Origin of the sequence: Microbacterium meiriae (assembly GCF_025143875.1) — a bacterium.
GTDB classification, from domain to species: domain Bacteria; phylum Actinomycetota; class Actinomycetes; order Actinomycetales; family Microbacteriaceae; genus Microbacterium; species Microbacterium meiriae.
Genome location: NZ_JAMBDU010000043.1, coordinates 1 through 17,355, shown reverse-complemented (window position 1 = coordinate 17,355; position 17,355 = coordinate 1). Strand labels below are relative to the sequence as shown.

The following is a 17,355-nucleotide window of genomic DNA, read 5'->3' as shown; positions in this document are numbered from 1 at the left end:
GAGCCGGGAAGGCGACGAACGCGCGGTCCAGGGCCTCGACGGCCGCGGGCGCGCCGGCGATCCGGCCCGCACCGTGCAGCGCGGCGACACGGATACTGCCTGCGTAGATCGACGAGAGCGCGGAGACGTCGAGGACGAGGTCCGCCCCGGTATCCGGAGCCGCCTCGACGCGCGCCCGCCCCTCGGCGTCGATGCGCAGACGCCACGTGCCCGCGGCGAAACCGAGCGCGTCCTCGATGCGGAGCACCGTGTCCAGGGGCGCGGCGTAGGACCGGGCCGTGAGCGCGGCGGGGACGTCCAGGACGCGGAGCCAACCGTGGTCGTGCACCTCCTGGGTGACCCCGCGCGGGTCTCCGACGAGCCACGGCAGCGGGTCGTCGAGAGGACGGAGGTCGGCGGTCACCTCGTCCACGAGATCGTGCTGCAGCGCGAATCGCCACAATGCGGCCGTCGCCTCCGCCGTCTCGCCGACGAGCAGACGCACGTGCAGCGCGAACCGGAAAGTGCCCCCGCGCTCGGCGAGGTGGAACGCCATCACGCCGCGCACCTGCCCGGACTCGTCGCGATAGCGGATACCGCGCACCCGGTCCCGGTCGGTGTCTGTGCTCGCGAGCCCGCTGATGCCCGCCCAGCGGGCCGGCCATCCGGGGACCTGCCCCGATCGGGCGATACGCGCCCGCTCGTGCGCCTCCGCCAGCGCGGCCGCGAGCTCTTCGCGCTCGAGGTACTCGACGCCGCCCGCGGGACCGGGCCCCGCCCATCCGGCGCGGCGGACGTCGACGGTGAACCGCGACACCGGGACGGCAGAGCCGAAGCCGTACCGTCCGTAGATCGTCGCCTCGGACACCGTGAGCCCGGCGACCGGGAGACCGGCGTCGGAGGCGGCGCGCAGCTCCCCCTCCAGCAGCGCCCGCGCGATGCCACGACGACGATGGGTGCCGGCCACAGTGACTCCGCTGATCGCCCACATGCCGATCTCACCGCCGGGGATCGTCAGCGGAGTCACCCAGGAGTCGATGGTCGCCACGGGGAAACGGTCGGCCGGGGTGTCGGGCTCGTACACGCCGATGTTGCGCCGGCTCCTCAGGGTGCCGACGCCTTCCTCGCGAGCCGCCTCCGAGGGGTCGGCGCCGAGGAACCCGCGCGCCATCGCTCGCTGGAACGCGGCCACCCGCGCCGAGTCCGTCGTATCGAGGACCCGGTAGTCGAGGTCCTGTGCCGCGAGGCGGTCGACGGAGGTCTGGTCAGCGGGGATCCCGCGCGCATCGATGAGGGCCATGCACACAGCCTACGGGCGGTCTCCGACGCCCCGCACGCGCTCGCAGCGCCTCAGTGCTGTGCGGCCTGGACCTCGCGCAGCCGGGCGAACACCTGGTCGCGCAGCTCCTCGGGAGCGGTCTCCTTGCAGGCACGGGCGATGACCTCGGTGAGGGTCGTCGCCACCAGAGCCTCGTCCCGGCACGCCGGGCAGTTCTCCAGATGCTCGCTGATCTCGGCGTGCTCCGTCTTGCACACCTCATTGCGGAGGTACTCCTCCAGATCCTGACGGGCCTTGTCGCAGCCGCAGTCGCTCATTTCTTGCTCCTCGGGTCAGCCGCGGCGATTCCCCGCTCCGCCGCGTAGTCGGCCAGCAGCTCCCGCAGCATCCGCCTGCCACGGTGCAGACGGCTCATGACGGTGCCGATGGGGGTCTTCATGATGTCGGCGATCTCCTGGTACGCGAAGCCCTCGACGTCGGCGAGGTACACCGCGAGACGGAAGTCCTCCGGGACCGCCTGCAGCGCGTCCTTGACGACCGACGCCGGCATGCGGTCGATGGCCTCGGCTTCGGCCGACCGGCTGTGCGAGGCCGTCGTCGACTCGGCGCCGCCGAGCTGCCAGTCCTCGAGCTCGTCGATGGTGCCCTGGAACGGTTCGCGCTGCCGCTTCCGGTAGATGTTGATGTACGTGTTGGTGAGGATCCGGTACAGCCACGCCTTCAGGTTCGTTCCCTGCGCGAAGGTCGACCACGACCCGTAGGCCTTGACGAAGGTCTCCTGCACGAGATCGGCGGCGTCCGCGGGATTGCGCGTCATGCGCATCGCGGCGGCGTAGAGCTGGTCCATGAAGGGGAGCGCCTGCTCCTCGAACTCGCGCCGAGGGTCGCCGACGGTGGCTGCGGTTGCGGTGTCGTCCATCACCGGCCAGTCTAGGCGGCTGAGGTCGATCACCTCGCGTTCCAGCGTCGCAGGCATCCTCTTCCCTTCGCACCGAAGCCGCCTCTCACGAGGACGGCGTTGCGTTTACTAAGGTGAGAACCGATGAGCGCCAAAAGGTATTCCCCCACCCGTGTGCAGGGCGCCTACCCCGCGCCCACGATCGACGGCCCGGTCCACGCCGAGCTCACGATCCCCGGGTCCAAGTCCCTCACCAACCGCGAACTCCTCATCGCGGCCATCGCGGACGGCCCCGGCCGCCTGATCGCGCCGCTGCACTCTGACGATTCGCAGCGCATGGTGGAGGCCCTCCGCGCGCTCGGCGTCGGCATCGAGGAGGTCGACGCCGGCCACGAGTTCGGTCCCGACCTCGTGATCACGCCCGGCAAGCTCCGCGGCGGCACGACGATCGACTGCGGCCAGGCCGGGACCGTCATGCGCTTCATCGCGCCGCTGGCCGGCCTCGCCGAGCAGGACGTCCACCTCACCGCGCACGAGACGGCTCTGCACCGACCCATGGGCGGGCTCATCAGCGCCCTGCGCGACCTCGGCGTCGACATCGACGACGAGGGAACCTGGGCCCTCCCGTTCACCATCCGCGGCCACGGTCACATCCGCGGCGGTCGCGTGGAGATCGACGCGTCGGCCTCCAGCCAGTTCGTGTCCGGGCTGCTTCTGGCCGCTCCACGCTTCGACGTCGGCCTGCACCTCGTGCACACCGGCGAGCGGCTGCCGAGCCTGCCGCACATCGACATGACCATCGAGGCCCTCAGCCGCCGTGGCATCCGCATCGAGCGCCCCGCGGTCGGCGAGTGGCTGGTGGAGGCCGGGGTCCCCCGCGCCAAGGAGATCCCCATCGAGCCGGATCTCTCCAATGCGGCACCGTTCCTCGCGGCCGCGCTCGTCACCGGCGGCTCCGTCGCGATCACCGGCTGGCCGGCGCACTCGACCCAGCCCGGGGCGCTGCTGCCCGAGATCCTGCAGGCTGCAGGCGCCCACGTCAGCCGTCACGGCGGGGTCCTCACCGTGCGCGCCGGTTCCGGCATCCGCGGGCTCGATCTCGACCTCTCCGCCGCCAGCGAGCTGACGCCGACCCTCGTGGGTCTCGCGGCCTTCGCCGACGGCCCCACGACGATCCGGGGCATCGGCCACATCCGCCTCCACGAAACCGATCGCATCGCGGCGCTCGTCGGCAACCTGCGCGCTCTGGGCGGGACCGCCGAAGAGCTCCCCGACGGCATCCGCATCGTGCCGGGCCCGCTCCGCGGTGGCTCCTGGGCGGCGCACCACGACCACCGGATGGCGACGACCGGCGCGCTCATCGGCCTCCGCGTCCCCGACGTCGTGATCGACGACATCGGCACCACCGCCAAGACCCTCCCGGAGTTCACCACGCTCTGGGAGCGGATGCTGCGAGGCTGACGGGTGAGCTGGCTGAACGACGCCGACGACCTCGAGGACGACTTCGAGGACTACGACGAGAGCAGCATCCGGACCCGCCCGAACCCGAAGGCCAACCGACCGCGCACCAAGCGGCGCCCCGCGCACGAGGACGCGCAGGTCGGCCGCGTCCTGGGTGTGGACCGGGGCCGGTACTCCGTACTCCTCGACGAGGACACCCCGCAGGAGCGCACGATCACCGCCGCCCGCGCCCGCGAGCTGCGGCGCACGCCGATCGTCACGGGCGACCAGGCCCGCGTCGTCGGCGACACCTCGGGAGACGAGGGCACGCTCGGGCGGATCGTGGGGATCGTCGAGCGGACCTCGCTCCTGCGTCGCAGCGCCGACGACACCGACGAGGTCGAACGGGTGATCGTGGCGAACGCGGACCAGATGCTCATCGTCGTCGCCGCGGCCGATCCCGAGCCGCGTGCCCGCCTGGTCGACCGCTACCTCGTGGCGGCCCTCGACGCCGGAATCCGCCCCCTCCTCGTGGTGACGAAGACCGATCTCGCCGACCCGGCGCCCTTCCTCGCGCACTTCGACGGCCTCGACCTCCGCGTCTTCACGAGCGCACAGGACGAGATGCCCGTCGACGAGATCGGCGCGGCGCTCATCGGCCACTCGACCGTCTTCGTCGGGCACTCCGGCGTGGGCAAGTCGACCCTGGTGAACGCCCTGGTCCCGACCGCGGGCCGCGCCACCGGACACGTGAACCAGGTCACCGGCCGGGGACGCCACACCTCCTCCTCCACCGTGTCCCTCCGCTACGAGGGTCCAGGCGGCACGGGCTGGGTCATCGACACCCCCGGCGTGCGCTCCTTCGGGCTGGGGCACGTCGAGCCCGCGAACATCCTCGCCGCCTTCACCGAGCTCGCCGTCATCGCGGAGGACTGCCCGCGCGGCTGCACGCACCTGCCGGACGCGCCGGACTGCGCCCTCATCGAGGCAGCGGAGCGCGGCGAGCTGAGCGAGACGGGGCGGGCGCGGCTGGACTCGCTGCAGCGGCTGCTGCAGACCTTCGCCGACAAGGCGGAGCAGCCGCCCGGACGGTAGGCTGGGGGCGTGACCGAACGCCTGGAAACCGGAACCGCCGCCCCCGACTTCGCTCTGCTCGACCAGGACGGGAACACCGTCCGGCTGGCCGATCTGCGCGGCACGAAGACCGTGCTGTACTTCTACCCCGCGGCGATGACCCCGGGGTGCACGACCGAGGCCTGCGACTTCCGCGACAGCATCTCTTCGCTCCAGGGCGCCGGGTACCAGGTCGTCGGCGTCTCGAGGGACGAGCCTGCGAAGCTGGCCGCCTTCCGCGACCGCGACGGTCTCACCTTCCCGCTGCTCAGCGACCCCGACCACGCGGTGCACGAGGCGTACGGCGCCTGGGGCGAGAAGATGAACTACGGCAAGGTCGTCGAAGGCGTCATCCGCTCGACCTTCGTCCTCGACGAGGACGGCATCATCACGAGTGCCCAGTACAACGTGAAGGCCACCGGCCACGTCGCGCGTCTGCGCAAGCAGCTCGGCATCGACGCCTGACGCGTCGCGGCGGAGTCACTCCGCTTCGCGCCTCGTCCCCTCACGGCGTGCGCTCGCGATGAGGAGGGCGAAGCCGGCGACGGCGGGAACCCCGAGGCCGAGCACGAACACCCACGGGATCGGCGGCAGCGTGAGGGCGCCGAGCGCCAGGGCGATCGCGAGGACCTGGAACACCACCCCGCCCGATCGCGCCCAGGAGCGCCCGGCGCGGGTGCCGAAGGCGAAGGCTCCCAGTGCCGCGGCACCGATCAGGGTCAGGACGATGAGAGCGATGGCCGTCGGCAGCGATGCGGCGTCCCCTGCCCCGAGTCCCGCCATCTCGATGGCCGCGAAGACGAGCAGGGCGACCGCTTCGACGGCCAGGACGGCGGCGGCGGCGCGGGCGATTCCCGGTGCGCGCACGTGGTCCTCCCGGGGATCGAATGACGAGAAAACCCTTGATTTCAGGGTATTCATGTAACAGAATAGAGAAAGTCATGTGCTCCCACAGCGGCGTGGGGCGAACGTTCGCGTTCGCATCACAATCAGCGGGCATCCGCCCGTATCTCAACAGGGTAGCGGAACCCGAACCGTCGCCCGAATCGAGAGGTCGCATCGCGACATCTCATGAAATCCACACCGAGGAGCCCCCATGGACTGGCGTGACAAGGCCGCCTGCCTGACCGTCGACCCCGAACTGTTCTTCCCGGTCGGCAACACCGGCCCGGCCGTCGACCAGATCGAGAAGGCGAAGACCGTCTGCGCGACGTGCACGGTCACCGAGATCTGCCTGCAGTACGCCCTGGAGACGAGCCAGGACTCGGGCGTCTGGGGCGGCCTGTCCGAGGACGAGCGCCGCGCGCTCAAGCGCCGCGCCGCCCGCGCCCGCCGCGCCTCCTGAGATCCGAGAAGCGGCCTGAGACACCGTCTCAGGCCGCTTCTGCGTGTTCCGACGAGGCGTCAGCGCTCGAGCCAGCGCAGCGGGATGTCGATGACCACCTCGGTCCCCTCACCCTCGCTCCCCCGCCAGTCGATCGTGCCGCCGAGCTCGCCCTGGATCAGCGTGCGGATGATCTGCGTGCCGAGGCCCTGACCGATCCGGCCCTCCGGGAGCCCGTGGCCGGTATCGCGAACCGTCACCCGGAGGTTGTCCTCGGTGCGCTTCGCGTCGATCGTGACGACGCCCTCCTGCCCGGCGAGGCCATGCTCCACCGCGTTCGTGACCACCTCCGTCAGGGCGAGGGCGAGCGGCGTGGCGTATTCGCTCGGGAGCACGCCGAAGTGTCCCGTCGACTGCGTGCGGGCCCGCGTGTTGGGAGCCGACGCCACCTCGGCGACGAGCTTGAGGACACGATGGAAGACCTCGTCGAAGTCGACCTTCTGCGTGAGGCCCTGAGCGAGGGTGTCGTGGACGACCGCGATCGCATCGACGCGGCGCATGGCCTGCGTGAGAGCATCCCGCGCCTCGTCGGAGTGCGTGCGTCGCGCCTGGATCCGGAGCAGGGACGCCACCGTCTGCAGATTGTTCTTGACCCGGTGGTGGATCTCGCGGATCGTCGCGTCCTTGGTGATGAGCTCCTGCTCCTGGTGGCGCAGCTCCGAGACGTCGCGGCAGAGCACGATCGCCCCGATGCGGGTGCCGTGATCCTTCAGGGGGATGGCACGGAGGGAGACCGTCACCCCCCGCGCCTCGATGTCGGTCCGCCAGGGCGCCCGCCCCGTGACCACCACGGGCAGCGACTCGTCCACCTGGCGGGACGGCGGTACGAGCCGGGTGGTCACCTCGGCCAGGGACTCGCCCTCCAGCTCGTCGTCGAAGCCCATCCGATTGAACGCGGACAGGGCGTTGGGGCTGGCGAAGGTCGTGATGCCGTCCACGTCGATCCGGATGAGACCGTCCGATGCCCGAGGCGCACCGCGGCGCGGCGATGTCGGCGCTGCGGGGTCGGGGAAGCTGCCGTCCGCGATCATGCGGAACAGGTCGTTGGCACACTCGTCGAAGGTGATCTGCTGACGCGACGGCGTGCGGACCTCCCCGAGGTTGGTGTGCCGCGTCACCACCCCGATCACGCGCGGAGCCTTGTCCTCGCCGCGCCGCTCGATCACGATCGGGACCGCGCGCACCCTGGTCGGTGTCTCCTCGAACCAGTCGGGCGAGGACGAGTCGACGATCTCCGCCGACTCGAAAGCGCCGTGCACCTGCGTGCGCCACTGCGGGCGCACCCGCTCCCCGACGATGTCCCGGTAGAAGAGCGTCGCCGCACCGCTCGGTCGCGCGTGAGCGACGGCGACGAACGAGCCGTCGTCCGTCTGGATCCACAGGACGATATCGGCGGAGGCGAGGTCCGCGAGGAGCTGTCCGTCACCGGCGAGCCGGTGCAGCCACTCCACGTCGTCGTCGGTCAGAAGGCCCTGGGCCTGGGCGAGATCACTGAGGGTTGACACCTCACCAGCCTAGGCTCCCCCGCCTCAGAGGATGGCGAGCGACGTCGCGCGCCACCGTCGGTCCAGCCCCTCGAGTCGGATGGCCACGGCACGGGTGCGCCCCGGGCCCGCGACCACGACGACCGCCTCGACGATGCCGTCCCGCGGGTGCGTCACCCGCACCGTCCGGATGACGAAGGTGGGTCGGGTCGGCGCGACACCGCGAGCACTGCGCGCGCGGGCGGCGAGGTTGGCCCTGGTGACGACGCTGCGGTACGCCTCCTCGCTGAACCAGCGGGCGAGCTGATCCACCTCCCGCACTCCGGCGAGGGCCTCGAGCGCCCCCTGGGTGAGGCTCCGCACGAGGAGCACGGGGTCCGGAAGCTCATCGGCCGGAGTGGGCTGCGGTCCGAAGTACTCGGCCAGCATCATCTCGATCTCCCCTCGGAGGCGTCGGCGAGCCGTCAGTAGAACACGTTCCCGGTACGGCACGGTCGGCGCAGGAGGAGGTCTGTGGACAACCCGTAGATTCCGCGCTTCGGGCGAGGGCCGGGGCGACCGTCCGCGCGGATGTGGATAACTCGGACGACACGATGTCCGCCCCTACGCTCGGTCGGGTGCACTGGGATTCCCTCTTCGACGACCTGGAAGGACAGCTCGCCGCGGAGTGGGAGGCGGAACGCGCCGCCCGCGACGCCGAGTCCGAGCGACTCCGCATCGCTCGACTCGACCTGCGCGCTCGATTGCGCCATCTGTGCGCCGCGAACATCGAAGCGACACTCCACCTCGTCGACGGGGCTCACCTGCCCGTCGGCCTGCGGTCCCTGGGCGTGGACTGGCTCGCCGCCGTCTCGCGCGTGCCCCAGGGCGCGCGCGTGCCGAGCTCCATGCTGCTGATCCCGATGACATCCGTGCTCGGACTCACGCTCGACCACGGATCGATGCTGGGCAGCCTCGCCGACGACACGAACGGTGGAGCGACCAGGCTCCGCGAACGGATGACCTTGGGGTTCGCCCTCCGCGACCTCGCGCGTCGCCGTCTTCCGGTGCAGCTCCGCCTCCTCGTCGGCGACGATCTCCACGGAACCATCGATCGCGCCGCCGCCGACCACCTCGATCTCGCCGAGCACGACAGCGGCGCCACCCGCCGGGCCGACGCGGTACGGGGCTTCCGGATCGTGCCGTACGCCGCCCTCGCCGCGATCCGCGTGCAGGGAGCTCCGACTCTCTGACGATCAGGGACGCCGTGACGCGGCGGGTCCCCACAGCTCGGGGAAGCTCGCGGCCTGCGACTGCCGCCACAGGGCCATCCGCCGCGCCTCCTCCACCTGCGCGGCCAGGTACTCCTCGATGCTCGACTCCTCGATGCGCCAGCGCGCGGGCGCACCGAGGGGGGCGCCGCGAAGGTCTCCGGCATGGACGAGCGCGATCACCTCGTCCACATCGATGCTCAGCAGCTCTGCCACCTGCGCAGGCGCGAGGAAACGGGGGGTGTGCGGGTGCGGGGGTGTCATGCCCTCATTCTGGGCGCGCAGGGCGGAGGAGGTGCGGGGTGGCGAGAGCTTGTGGATAACTCGACGGCCCTGGTGGCCGCTTCTGTGACCATATCGCCATGGCCCCGCTCTCCCGTTCCCCTCGTCGCTTCCGCGGAGATGCCCGCTTCGCGGTGGGCATCGTGCTCGTCCTGGCGTCGATGGCCGGCGTCTGGTTCGTGCTCACCTCATCCGATCAGGCGACGCCGGTGCTTCAGGCGCAGCGCACGAGCGTCCGCGGAGAAGTCCTCCGCGCCTCCGACTTCGCGACCGTCGATGTGGCGCTGGGGGCCGTGTCCGACGAGTACGTCCGGCCAGGCCAGCTCGACACGGGCCAGGTCGCGGCCCGGACGCTATCGGAGGGCGAGCTGGTGCCCAGGACGGCGATGACGACGGCAGCGGACAGCCGTACGACGACGGTCGTCGTCGCGAGCAGCGTGGGCCTTCCCGAAGACGTGGAGGCCGGAACCGAGGTCGAGATCTGGCAGGCGCCCCTGCGCGAGGACGGGCGCTCCTATGACGAGCCCCGCATCCTCGTCGGAGACGTCGTCGTGCGTGCCGTCCTCGAGCGGGAGGGGCTCCTGGCGGACACCACCGCGGAGCTGGAGATCGTGATCGACCGGAGCGATGTCGCGGCGGTCCTCGCCGCGGTCACCGGCGGTGCGGCACTCTCCGTGGTCCCGGTCGGGGCAGGGTCGTGAGCGTCGTCCTCATCGCGGTGGCCGCGCCGCGGGCCGACGAGCTGGTCGCCGAGCTGGAGTGGGAGGGCGTCTCGGCCGCCAGCATCCCCTCCGCCTCCGCGGCGATGATCACGTCTCGTCTGCATCCGGAGGTGGAGGCCGTCGTCGTTCCCGCGAGCAGGGCTGTGCTGACCACCGAACTGCTGTCCACGTGCGACCGCGCCGGCATCCGCGTCCTCACACTCGGAGGCGCGGACGGTCGCGCCGCGATACGGATGGGCCTCGCCCCTCCCCTGCGCGCGGACGCAGCGGGGTGGGAGATCGCGGCGGCACTGTCCGCCGACCTTCAGCCCGTCGCCCCGGCTCCGTCGGCTCCGCCCCGGGTCATCGCCGTCTGGGGTCCGCACGGGGCGCCGGGGCGGTCGACGGTCGCCGTCCAGCTCGCCGTGGAGCTGGCGCGCCGCGGACGCCGGACGGCGCTGGTCGATGCGGACACCGTGGCCCCCGCTCTCGCGCTGCTCCTCGGGATGGACGATGACGCCCCGGGCCTCGCCGCCGCCTGCCGTCGCGCCGAGGCCGGCGCGCTCGATCCGGCGGAACTGACCCGCCTCTCCACCCGCCTCGCAGCCGGAGGTGCCGAGGTCGATGTGCTGGCCGGGCTCAACCGCCCCAACCGCTGGCCGGAGCTGTCCGATGCGCGGGTCCGGGCGACGCTCTCCCTCTGCCGGACATGGACGGAGGAGACCGTCGTGGACGTCTCGGCCGCCGTCGACGCGGACGAGGAGGCGACCTACGACGTGGTCGGCCCGCGGCGGCACGCGGCGACCGTCGCAGCGCTGAGCGAGGCGGACCGGGTCGTGGCGGTGGCGGCAGCGGATCCGTTGGGGATCAGCCGATTCCTCCGCGACCACGCCGAGCTCCGGCGCCTCGTGGGCCAGACGCCGGTGACGGTGGTCGTGAACCAGGTCCGTCCCGGCCCCCTCGGCCTCGATGCCCGGAGTCAGATCCGTCGCACGCTGGAGCGGTTCGCCGGGCTCACCGACATCGTCTTCCTTCCCCTGGATCGGCGCGCCGTCGACGCGGCTCTCCTCCATGCCCGGCCGATCTCGGACGTCGCGCCGCGGTCGGCGCTCGTCGCTGCCGTCCGTCGGCTCGCGGCCGGTCTCGAGCCGTCCGCCCCCCCGACGACTACTGGCGGTAGCTCGACAGGAAGTTCCCGAGGCGCTCGACGGCTTCGCTCAGCACTCGCGGCTCTGGCAGGGTCACGAGCCGCAGGTGATCAGGCGTCGGCCAGTTGAACCCGGTGCCCTGCACGAGGAGGATGTGCTCCGAGACGAGCAGGTCGTAGACGAGTTTGGCGTCATCGCGGATCTCGTGCACGTTCGGGTCCAGTCGGGGGAACGCGTAGAGAGCGCCCTGGGGCTTCACGCAGGAGACGCCGGGAATGGCCTCCAACCCTTCCCAGGCGATGTCGCGCTGCTCGTGAAGACGCCCCGTCGGGGCGATGAGGGCGTCGATCGACTGGACTCCGGACAGCGCCGCCTGCACGGCATGCTGGGCAGGGACGTTCGGGCAGAGCCGGGTCGACGCCAGCAGGGTGATCCCCTCGATGAACCCCTTGGCATGGTCCTGGGGACCCGTGACGACCATCCACCCGGAGCGGTAGCCGGCGACGCGGTAGGTCTTGGACAGTCCGTTGAAGGTGAGGCAGAGAAGATCAGGGGCGAGAGTCGCCGTCGGGATGTGCACCGCGTCGTCGAAGAGGATCCGGTCGTAGATCTCGTCGGAGAGGATGAGGAGCTGGTGCTCCCGCGCGATCTGCACGAGTCCCTCCAGCACCTGCCGCGAGTAGACCACGCCGGTGGGGTTGTTCGGGTTGATGATCACGAGCGCCTTGGTGCGCGGGGTGATCTTCGACCGGATGTCCTCCGGGTCGGGCTGCCAGTCGTCGTCCTCGTCGCAGAGGTAGTGCACGGGGGTGCCGCCGGCGAGGCTCGTCATTGCCGTCCAGAGCGGGTAGTCGGGAGCGGGGATGAGGACCTCGTCCCCTTCGTCCAGCAGCGCCTGCATGGTCATGGTGATCAGCTCGGAGACGCCGTTGCCGAGGTAGACGTCGTCCGGATCGAAACGCGGGAACCCGTCGATCTCCTCGTACCGGCTCACGACGGCGCGGCGAGCCGAGATGATGCCCTTGCTGTCGCTGTAGCCGTGGGCCGTGGGGAGCGCGGCGAGCATGTCGTGCACGATCTGATGCGGGGCGTCGAACCCGAAGATCGCCGGATTGCCGGTGTTCAGCTTGAGGATCCGGTGGCCCTCTGCTTCCAGTCGCGCCGCCTCGACGAGGGCGTTTCCGCGGATCTCGTACAGGACGTTCTTGAGCTTCGACGACTGGTCGAAGGTGCGCGATGGTGTCATCGATCAAGCCTACAGGGACGAAAGGAGGGCCAATCCGCACGGACTGGCCCTCCTTCTCACCCGGGGGCTACTTCTTCTTCTTGCTCTGCGCGCGGCGCTGCTCGCGGTTGCCCGCGGCCGGGGCGCTCTGCTCCGTGCGCTGCCCGAAGGCCCCGCGCGGAGCCTCCTCGGGCTCGGCGGCCTGCGGTGCCTGAGCGCGCGCGGCGGCCTGACGCATCCGGTCGGTCGCGGCCTGCTGCACCTGGCCCCGGTCGTTGCGGACCTCGACCTCTCCGGCGTCGTTGGCGGCCGAGTACTCCAGCCTCTGCTCTCCGCCGTCGTTGGCGAGGCCCTTCGCCTCGACCTCCGCGGTCTCGGCGTCGCCCGCGCGACGGACCTCGACCTCGAGGTTGTAGAGGTAGCCGACCGACTCCTCCTTGATCTGGCCCATCATCGACTGGAACATCGCGTAGCCCTCGCGCTGGTACTCGATGAGCGGGTCACGCTGCGCCATCGCCCGCAGGCCGATGCCGTCCTTGAGGTAGTCCATCTCGTACAGGTGGTCGCGCCAGCGGCGGTCGAGCACCTGCAGGACCACGCGACGCTCGAGCTCGCGGGTCGCGGCCTCGCCCAGCGACTCCTCGCGCTTCTCATACGCGATCTTCGCGTCCGAGAGCAGCTCGCGCGTGAGACCCTCGGCGGTGATGCCGCCCTTGCGGCCTGCGGCCTCGGAGACGACCTCGTCGATCGTGACGCTCACCGGGTAGAGCGTCTTCAGCTCGGTCCAGAGGGCGTCGAAGTCCCAGCTCTCGTTGTGTCCCTCGCCGGTGTGATCGCGCACGACGCCGCTGATCGCGTCCTCGATGAAGTGCTGCACCCGGTCGGCGATGTCGTCGCCCTGGAGGATCTGTCGACGGTCGGCGTAGATCGCCTCACGCTGACGGTTGAGGACGTCGTCGTACTTGAGGACGTTCTTGCGCATCTCGGCGTTGCGGGCCTCGACCTGCGACTGCGCGCTGCGGATCGCGCGGGACACGAGGCCCGACTCGATCGGCACATCGTCCGGGAAGTTCGTGCGGGCCAGGATCGCCTCGGCGGCACCCGACTGGAACAGACGCATGAGGTCGTCGGTGAGGCTCAGGTAGAAGCGGCTCTCGCCCGGGTCGCCCTGACGGCCGGAACGACCGCGCAGCTGGTTGTCGATGCGGCGCGACTCGTGGCGCTCGGTGCCGAGCACATAGAGGCCACCGGCCTCGATGACCTTCTCGGCCTCCTCCTCGACGACCTTCTTCATCGCCTCGTAGGTCTCGTCCCAGGCGACCTCGTACTCCTCCGGCGTCTCCACCGGGTCGAGCCCCTTCGCCTTCAGCTCCTGCACCGCGAGGAACTCGGCGTTACCACCGAGCATGATGTCCGTGCCTCGACCGGCCATGTTCGTCGCGACCGTCACGGCACCGAGCCGACCGGCGCGGGCGACGATCTCCGCCTCGCGCGCGTGGTTCTTCGCGTTGAGGACCTCGTGCTTGACGCCCTTCTTCGCGAGCAGCCGCGACAGGTATTCGCTCTTCTCGACGCTGGTGGTGCCCACGAGCACGGGCTGACCGCTCGCGTGGCGCTCCGCGATGTCCTCGACGACCTGCGCGAACTTCGCCGCCTCGTTCTTGTACACGAGATCCGGCTGGTCCTTGCGGATCATCGGCCTGTTCGTGGGGATCGGGATGACGCCGAGCTTGTACGTCGACATGAACTCGGCGGCCTCGGTCTCGGCCGTACCGGTCATGCCGGCGAGCTTGTCGTAGAGGCGGAAGTAGTTCTGCAGCGTGACGGTGGCGAGGGTCTGGTTCTCGGCCTTGACCGGCACGCCCTCCTTCGCCTCGATCGCCTGGTGGATGCCCTCGTTGTAGCGGCGGCCGACGAGGATACGGCCGGTGTGCTCGTCGACGATCATGACCTCGTCGTTCATGACGACGTAGTCGGTGTCCTTCTTGAAGAGCGCGAGCGCCTTGATGGAGTTGTTCAGGAACGAGATCAGCGGCGTGTTGGCCGACTCGTAGAGGTTGTCGATGCCGAGGTAGTCCTCGACCTTCTCGATGCCGGGCTCCAGGACGCCGACGGTGCGCTTCTTCTCGTCGACCTCGTAGTCCTCACCGGCGACGAGCGTGCGCGCGATCTTGGCGAACTCGGCGAACCAGCGGTTCGCCTCACCGGACGACGGCCCGGAGATGATCAGAGGCGTGCGTGCCTCGTCGATGAGGATGGAGTCCACCTCGTCGACGATCGCGAAGAAGTGCTCGCGCTGGACGAGGTCCTCCTTGCGCCAGGCCATGTTGTCGCGGAGGTAGTCGAAGCCGAACTCGTTGTTCGTCCCGTAGGTGATGTCGGCGGCGTACTGCTCGCGGCGCACGGCGGGTGTCTGCCCGGACACGATGATGCCCGTCGTCATGCCGAGCGCGCGGTAGACACGACCCATGAGCTCCGCCTGGTAGCTCGCGAGGAAGTCGTTCACGGTGATGACGTGCACGCCCTCGCCCGCGATCGCGTTCAGGTAGGCGGGGAAGGTCGCGACGAGGGTCTTGCCCTCACCGGTCTTCATCTCCGCGATGTTGCCGAGGTGCAGGGCCGCGCCACCCATGATCTGCACGTCGTACGCGCGCATGCCGAGCGTCCGCTTCGCGGCTTCGCGCACCGCGGCGAACGCCTCCGGCATGAGCTGGTCGAGCGTCTCGCCCTTCTCGTACCGGGCGCGCAGCTCGGCGGTCTCGTTGCGCAGCTCGTCGTCCGTGAGCTGGGAGATGTCCTCCTCGAGGGCGTTCACCGCCTTCACCACCTGGTTCAGACGGCGGATGATCCGCCCCTCACCTGCACGCAGCAGCTTCTCAAGAGGATTCGCCACGGATGTCATCTCCCTGTCATTGGGTCATTCGCCGGTCGTCGCGAGGCGAGCGACAGGCATGCTTTGCCATGTTACCGGGCTGTGACCTCCACGTCGCCTGCAAGGGCGGCCGCCGCGCCGCGTCAGTGAAATTGCCGGGTATGCATATACTCGGCACTGCTTTCCATCCACCATCCTCGGGAGACCGGCCATGTCCGTACGCCAGAGCCTGCTCGCCATCCTCGATCAGGGCCCCTGTTACGGCTACCAGCTGCGCCACGAGTTCGACCGCCGGACCGGGTCGACCTGGCCCCTCAACGTCGGCCAGATCTACAACACCCTGGAGCGACTCGAGCGCGACGGCCTCGTCCAGCGCGGGGAGGCCGACGACCACGGCCATGTCTACTGGCACATCACCGCAGCGGGCTCGGCCGAGGCGGCGCGCTGGCTCGCCGCCCCGGTGCTCCGCGCTCCGGCGACGCGCGAGGAGCTCGCCGTGAAACTCGCGGTCGCCGCCACGCTGCCCGGAGTGGATGCCGCGACCATCCTCCGCAGCCAGCGGGACGCCTCACAGCAGCGGCTGGACGAGCTGCGCCGCACGCCCTCCCCCGGGCTCGCGGCGGGCAGCCCCGAGGACCTCGCGTGGTCGCTCGTCCTCGACTCCCTCATCTGCGCGGCGGAAGCCGAGCTCCGCTGGCTCGATCAGGCGGAGGCGCGGCTCGCGCAGCACCCGCACCCCGAGATGGCGCTGGAACTGACCACCGAACGGCCCAAGAGGGGACGTCCGGCGAAGGCGACGCCGTTGGCCGTCGGCGGCGAGGACACCGTCGCGGTGCCCGCCTGAGCTCCGCGGCGGGCCGTTCGCCTGAAGCGGATGCTCAGCCCGCGCGGGTGCCGGGGAAACTAGGATCGGCACATGGCTGGATTTTGGGGTAGACGCAAACGCGAACAGGAAGAACTCGCCGCGCAGGACGCGGACCTCGCCCGACGCGCGGAGCAGGCACTCGTCGCCGCCGACGAGCGGATCCGCACCACCTCCGACGAGCTCGTCTTCGCGGAGGCCGAGCTCGGCGAGTCCCTGACGTCCGACCTCAAGGCCGCGCTGCTGTCGGTCCGGACGCACCTGCGGGAGGCGTTCCAGCTCCACCAGCTCAACCACGACGAGATCCCGGACACCGATGAGGAACTGCGCACGCGGAACGCGCGGATCCTGCAGCTCTGCGACTGGGCCCAGGACCTGCTCGACGAGAAGACCACCGTGCTCGCGGAGTCGGTCGCGAAGGTGCGGCGAGCGCCCGAGATCATCGCGCAGGTGCGCGCCGACGCGGAGGCTCTGAGCGCCCGCATCCCACAGACGGACGAGACCGTATCCCGGCTGTCCGCCCGCTACTCCGACTCCGCCATGCATCAGATCACCGCGAGCGCCGCCGAGGCGGAGCAGCTGATCCGCTTCGCCACCCACAGCGCCGACATCTCGGAGCGCCGTCGTGCCGCGAAGCAGAACGAGGAGGCGAACCTCGCACTGGAGACGGCCACCGAGGCGACGCGCCGCGCCGGCGCCCTGCTCGATGCCGTCGAGGACTTCGAGATCGAGGCGCTGCGCGCCGAGTCGACGCTGGCCGAGGTCATCGCCGACTCCCGCAACGACCTCATCGCCGCGCGGACCGCTCCTTCCACGCCCGCCGTGGCGGAAGCCGTCGCGCGGCTGCAGGCGGCTCTGGCCGCGCTCACCCCCTCGGGGCAGCCCAACGATCCGTTCGCGGAGCTCTCCCAGCTGCGCGAAGCGAACGCGGGCCTCGACCACGCCATCGCCACGGCGCGACACCGGGCCGAGAACCCCCTGCCGTCCATCGCACAGGTGCAGCACGCGATGGACGACGCCGACCGGCAGCTCGGGGTCGCCCGCGGCCTCATCGCCGGCCACCGCGGATGGATCGGCGCCGACGCCCGCACGCGTCTGGCCGAGGCCGAGCGGCTCCGCGTCGACCTTCCGGCTCTCCTGCCCGCCGAGGAGACGCGCGAGGCGGCCCTGGCGCAGGCCCGCAGAGTGGCCCACCTCGCCGCGGAAGCTCTCCAGCTCGCACAGCGGGACATCGACTCCTCGCGCCCGCAGGACCAGGACTGGGGCGGGGGCTGGGGCGGCGGCCCCCGTCGCGGCGGCGGCATGGGCGGTGGCGACCTCGCCTCCGGTATCCTCGGCGGGCTCGTCATCGGCAGCCTCCTGGACGGCATCTTCGACTGACGCCCCCGAGCTTCACACGAGAACGGCCCCCTCGCCCGCGGGCTGGGGCCCGGGGGGG

General features: G+C 70.8%; 18 protein-coding genes. 9 read left to right on the top strand and 9 right to left on the bottom strand.

Annotated features, from left to right (window positions below):
* From M4D53_RS17200 to M4D53_RS17190, 3 genes are all read right to left on the bottom strand, one after another.
* Positions 1-1,279 (bottom strand): GNAT family N-acetyltransferase (locus M4D53_RS17200; protein ID WP_259955263.1); only part of this gene is annotated, 1,279 nt, incomplete at its 3' end.
* Between the two features lie 50 nt (positions 1,280-1,329).
* On the bottom strand, positions 1,330-1,575 hold the full coding sequence (locus M4D53_RS17195; protein ID WP_259955262.1) for a zf-HC2 domain-containing protein: 246 nt from the start codon (positions 1,573-1,575) through the stop codon (positions 1,330-1,332).
* Positions 1,572-2,234, bottom strand: a complete 663-nt coding sequence (locus M4D53_RS17190; RefSeq protein WP_025103063.1) for a sigma-70 family RNA polymerase sigma factor — start codon at positions 2,232-2,234, stop codon at positions 1,572-1,574. The genes M4D53_RS17195 and M4D53_RS17190 overlap by 4 nt, the downstream gene beginning before the upstream one ends.
* A gap of 66 nt (positions 2,235-2,300) precedes the next feature.
* Between M4D53_RS17190 and aroA the strand changes: the two genes are divergently transcribed.
* From aroA to bcp, 3 genes are read left to right on the top strand one after another with little or no spacing between them, the layout of a single operon-like run.
* Complete coding sequence (gene aroA, locus M4D53_RS17185; protein WP_259955261.1) at positions 2,301-3,617, top strand: 3-phosphoshikimate 1-carboxyvinyltransferase; 1,317 nt, start codon at positions 2,301-2,303, stop codon at positions 3,615-3,617.
* A 3-nt stretch (positions 3,618-3,620) separates the two neighbouring features.
* A complete protein-coding gene (rsgA, locus tag M4D53_RS17180; RefSeq protein ID WP_259955260.1) occupies positions 3,621-4,691 on the top strand; it encodes a ribosome small subunit-dependent GTPase A in 1,071 nt (356 codons plus the stop codon).
* 9 nt (positions 4,692-4,700) lie between these two features.
* Positions 4,701-5,174 (top strand): thioredoxin-dependent thiol peroxidase, encoded by a 474-nt coding sequence (bcp, locus tag M4D53_RS17175; RefSeq protein ID WP_259955259.1) that lies wholly within the window; start codon positions 4,701-4,703, stop codon positions 5,172-5,174.
* Between the two features lie 15 nt (positions 5,175-5,189).
* On the opposite strand, the gene M4D53_RS17170 is transcribed toward bcp, so the two are convergent.
* Positions 5,190-5,576 (bottom strand): hypothetical protein, encoded by a 387-nt coding sequence (locus M4D53_RS17170; protein WP_187663739.1) that lies wholly within the window; start codon positions 5,574-5,576, stop codon positions 5,190-5,192.
* A 229-nt stretch (positions 5,577-5,805) separates the two neighbouring features.
* On the opposite strand from M4D53_RS17170, the gene M4D53_RS17165 reads away from it, so the two are divergent.
* Complete coding sequence (locus M4D53_RS17165; protein ID WP_017203224.1) at positions 5,806-6,054, top strand: WhiB family transcriptional regulator; 249 nt, start codon at positions 5,806-5,808, stop codon at positions 6,052-6,054.
* 59 nt (positions 6,055-6,113) lie between these two features.
* Here M4D53_RS17165 and M4D53_RS17160 read toward each other — a convergent pair whose 3' ends face one another.
* Entirely contained in the window at positions 6,114-7,598 is a 1,485-nt protein-coding gene (locus M4D53_RS17160; RefSeq protein ID WP_187663738.1) for a sensor histidine kinase, read from the bottom strand.
* A gap of 24 nt (positions 7,599-7,622) precedes the next feature.
* The gene (locus tag M4D53_RS17155) at positions 7,623-8,009 is read right to left on the bottom strand and encodes an Rv3235 family protein (protein ID WP_187663737.1); all 387 of its coding nucleotides are present in this window, start codon (positions 8,007-8,009) and stop codon (positions 7,623-7,625) included.
* A 185-nt stretch (positions 8,010-8,194) separates the two neighbouring features.
* On the opposite strand from M4D53_RS17155, the gene M4D53_RS17150 reads away from it, so the two are divergent.
* Complete coding sequence (locus tag M4D53_RS17150) at positions 8,195-8,809, top strand: hypothetical protein (RefSeq protein ID WP_259955253.1); 615 nt, start codon at positions 8,195-8,197, stop codon at positions 8,807-8,809.
* Positions 8,810-8,812: 3 nt separating this feature from the next.
* On the opposite strand, the gene M4D53_RS17145 is transcribed toward M4D53_RS17150, so the two are convergent.
* Positions 8,813-9,091, bottom strand: coding sequence for a helix-turn-helix domain-containing protein (locus tag M4D53_RS17145; protein WP_259955251.1), 279 nt, complete (start codon positions 9,089-9,091; stop codon positions 8,813-8,815).
* Positions 9,092-9,189: 98 nt separating this feature from the next.
* On the opposite strand from M4D53_RS17145, the gene M4D53_RS17140 reads away from it, so the two are divergent.
* On the top strand, positions 9,190-9,810 hold the full coding sequence (locus M4D53_RS17140; protein WP_259955249.1) for an SAF domain-containing protein: 621 nt from the start codon (positions 9,190-9,192) through the stop codon (positions 9,808-9,810).
* The gene (locus M4D53_RS17135; RefSeq protein ID WP_259955248.1) at positions 9,807-11,087 is read left to right on the top strand and encodes a CpaE/TadZ family protein; all 1,281 of its coding nucleotides are present in this window, start codon (positions 9,807-9,809) and stop codon (positions 11,085-11,087) included. The genes M4D53_RS17140 and M4D53_RS17135 overlap by 4 nt, the downstream gene beginning before the upstream one ends.
* Here the strand turns inward: M4D53_RS17135 and M4D53_RS17130 are convergent.
* Positions 10,978-12,204, bottom strand: coding sequence for a pyridoxal phosphate-dependent aminotransferase (locus tag M4D53_RS17130; protein ID WP_259955247.1), 1,227 nt, complete (start codon positions 12,202-12,204; stop codon positions 10,978-10,980). The two genes, M4D53_RS17135 and M4D53_RS17130, sit on opposite strands and share 110 nt — an antisense overlap.
* A 67-nt stretch (positions 12,205-12,271) precedes the next feature.
* Positions 12,272-15,076: a preprotein translocase subunit SecA gene (gene secA / locus M4D53_RS17125; protein WP_187663732.1), complete on the bottom strand. Its 2,805-nt coding sequence runs from the start codon at positions 15,074-15,076 to the stop codon at positions 12,272-12,274.
* Between the two features lie 190 nt (positions 15,077-15,266).
* Here secA and M4D53_RS17120 point away from each other — a divergent pair, with 190 nt between their 5' ends.
* Together M4D53_RS17120 and M4D53_RS17115 are read left to right on the top strand one after the other, a co-directional pair.
* Entirely contained in the window at positions 15,267-15,899 is a 633-nt protein-coding gene (locus M4D53_RS17120; RefSeq protein WP_187663731.1) for a PadR family transcriptional regulator, read from the top strand.
* A 72-nt stretch (positions 15,900-15,971) separates the two neighbouring features.
* On the top strand, positions 15,972-17,297 hold the full coding sequence (locus M4D53_RS17115; RefSeq protein WP_259955246.1) for a coiled-coil domain-containing protein: 1,326 nt from the start codon (positions 15,972-15,974) through the stop codon (positions 17,295-17,297).
* Positions 17,298-17,355 lie beyond the last annotated feature (58 nt).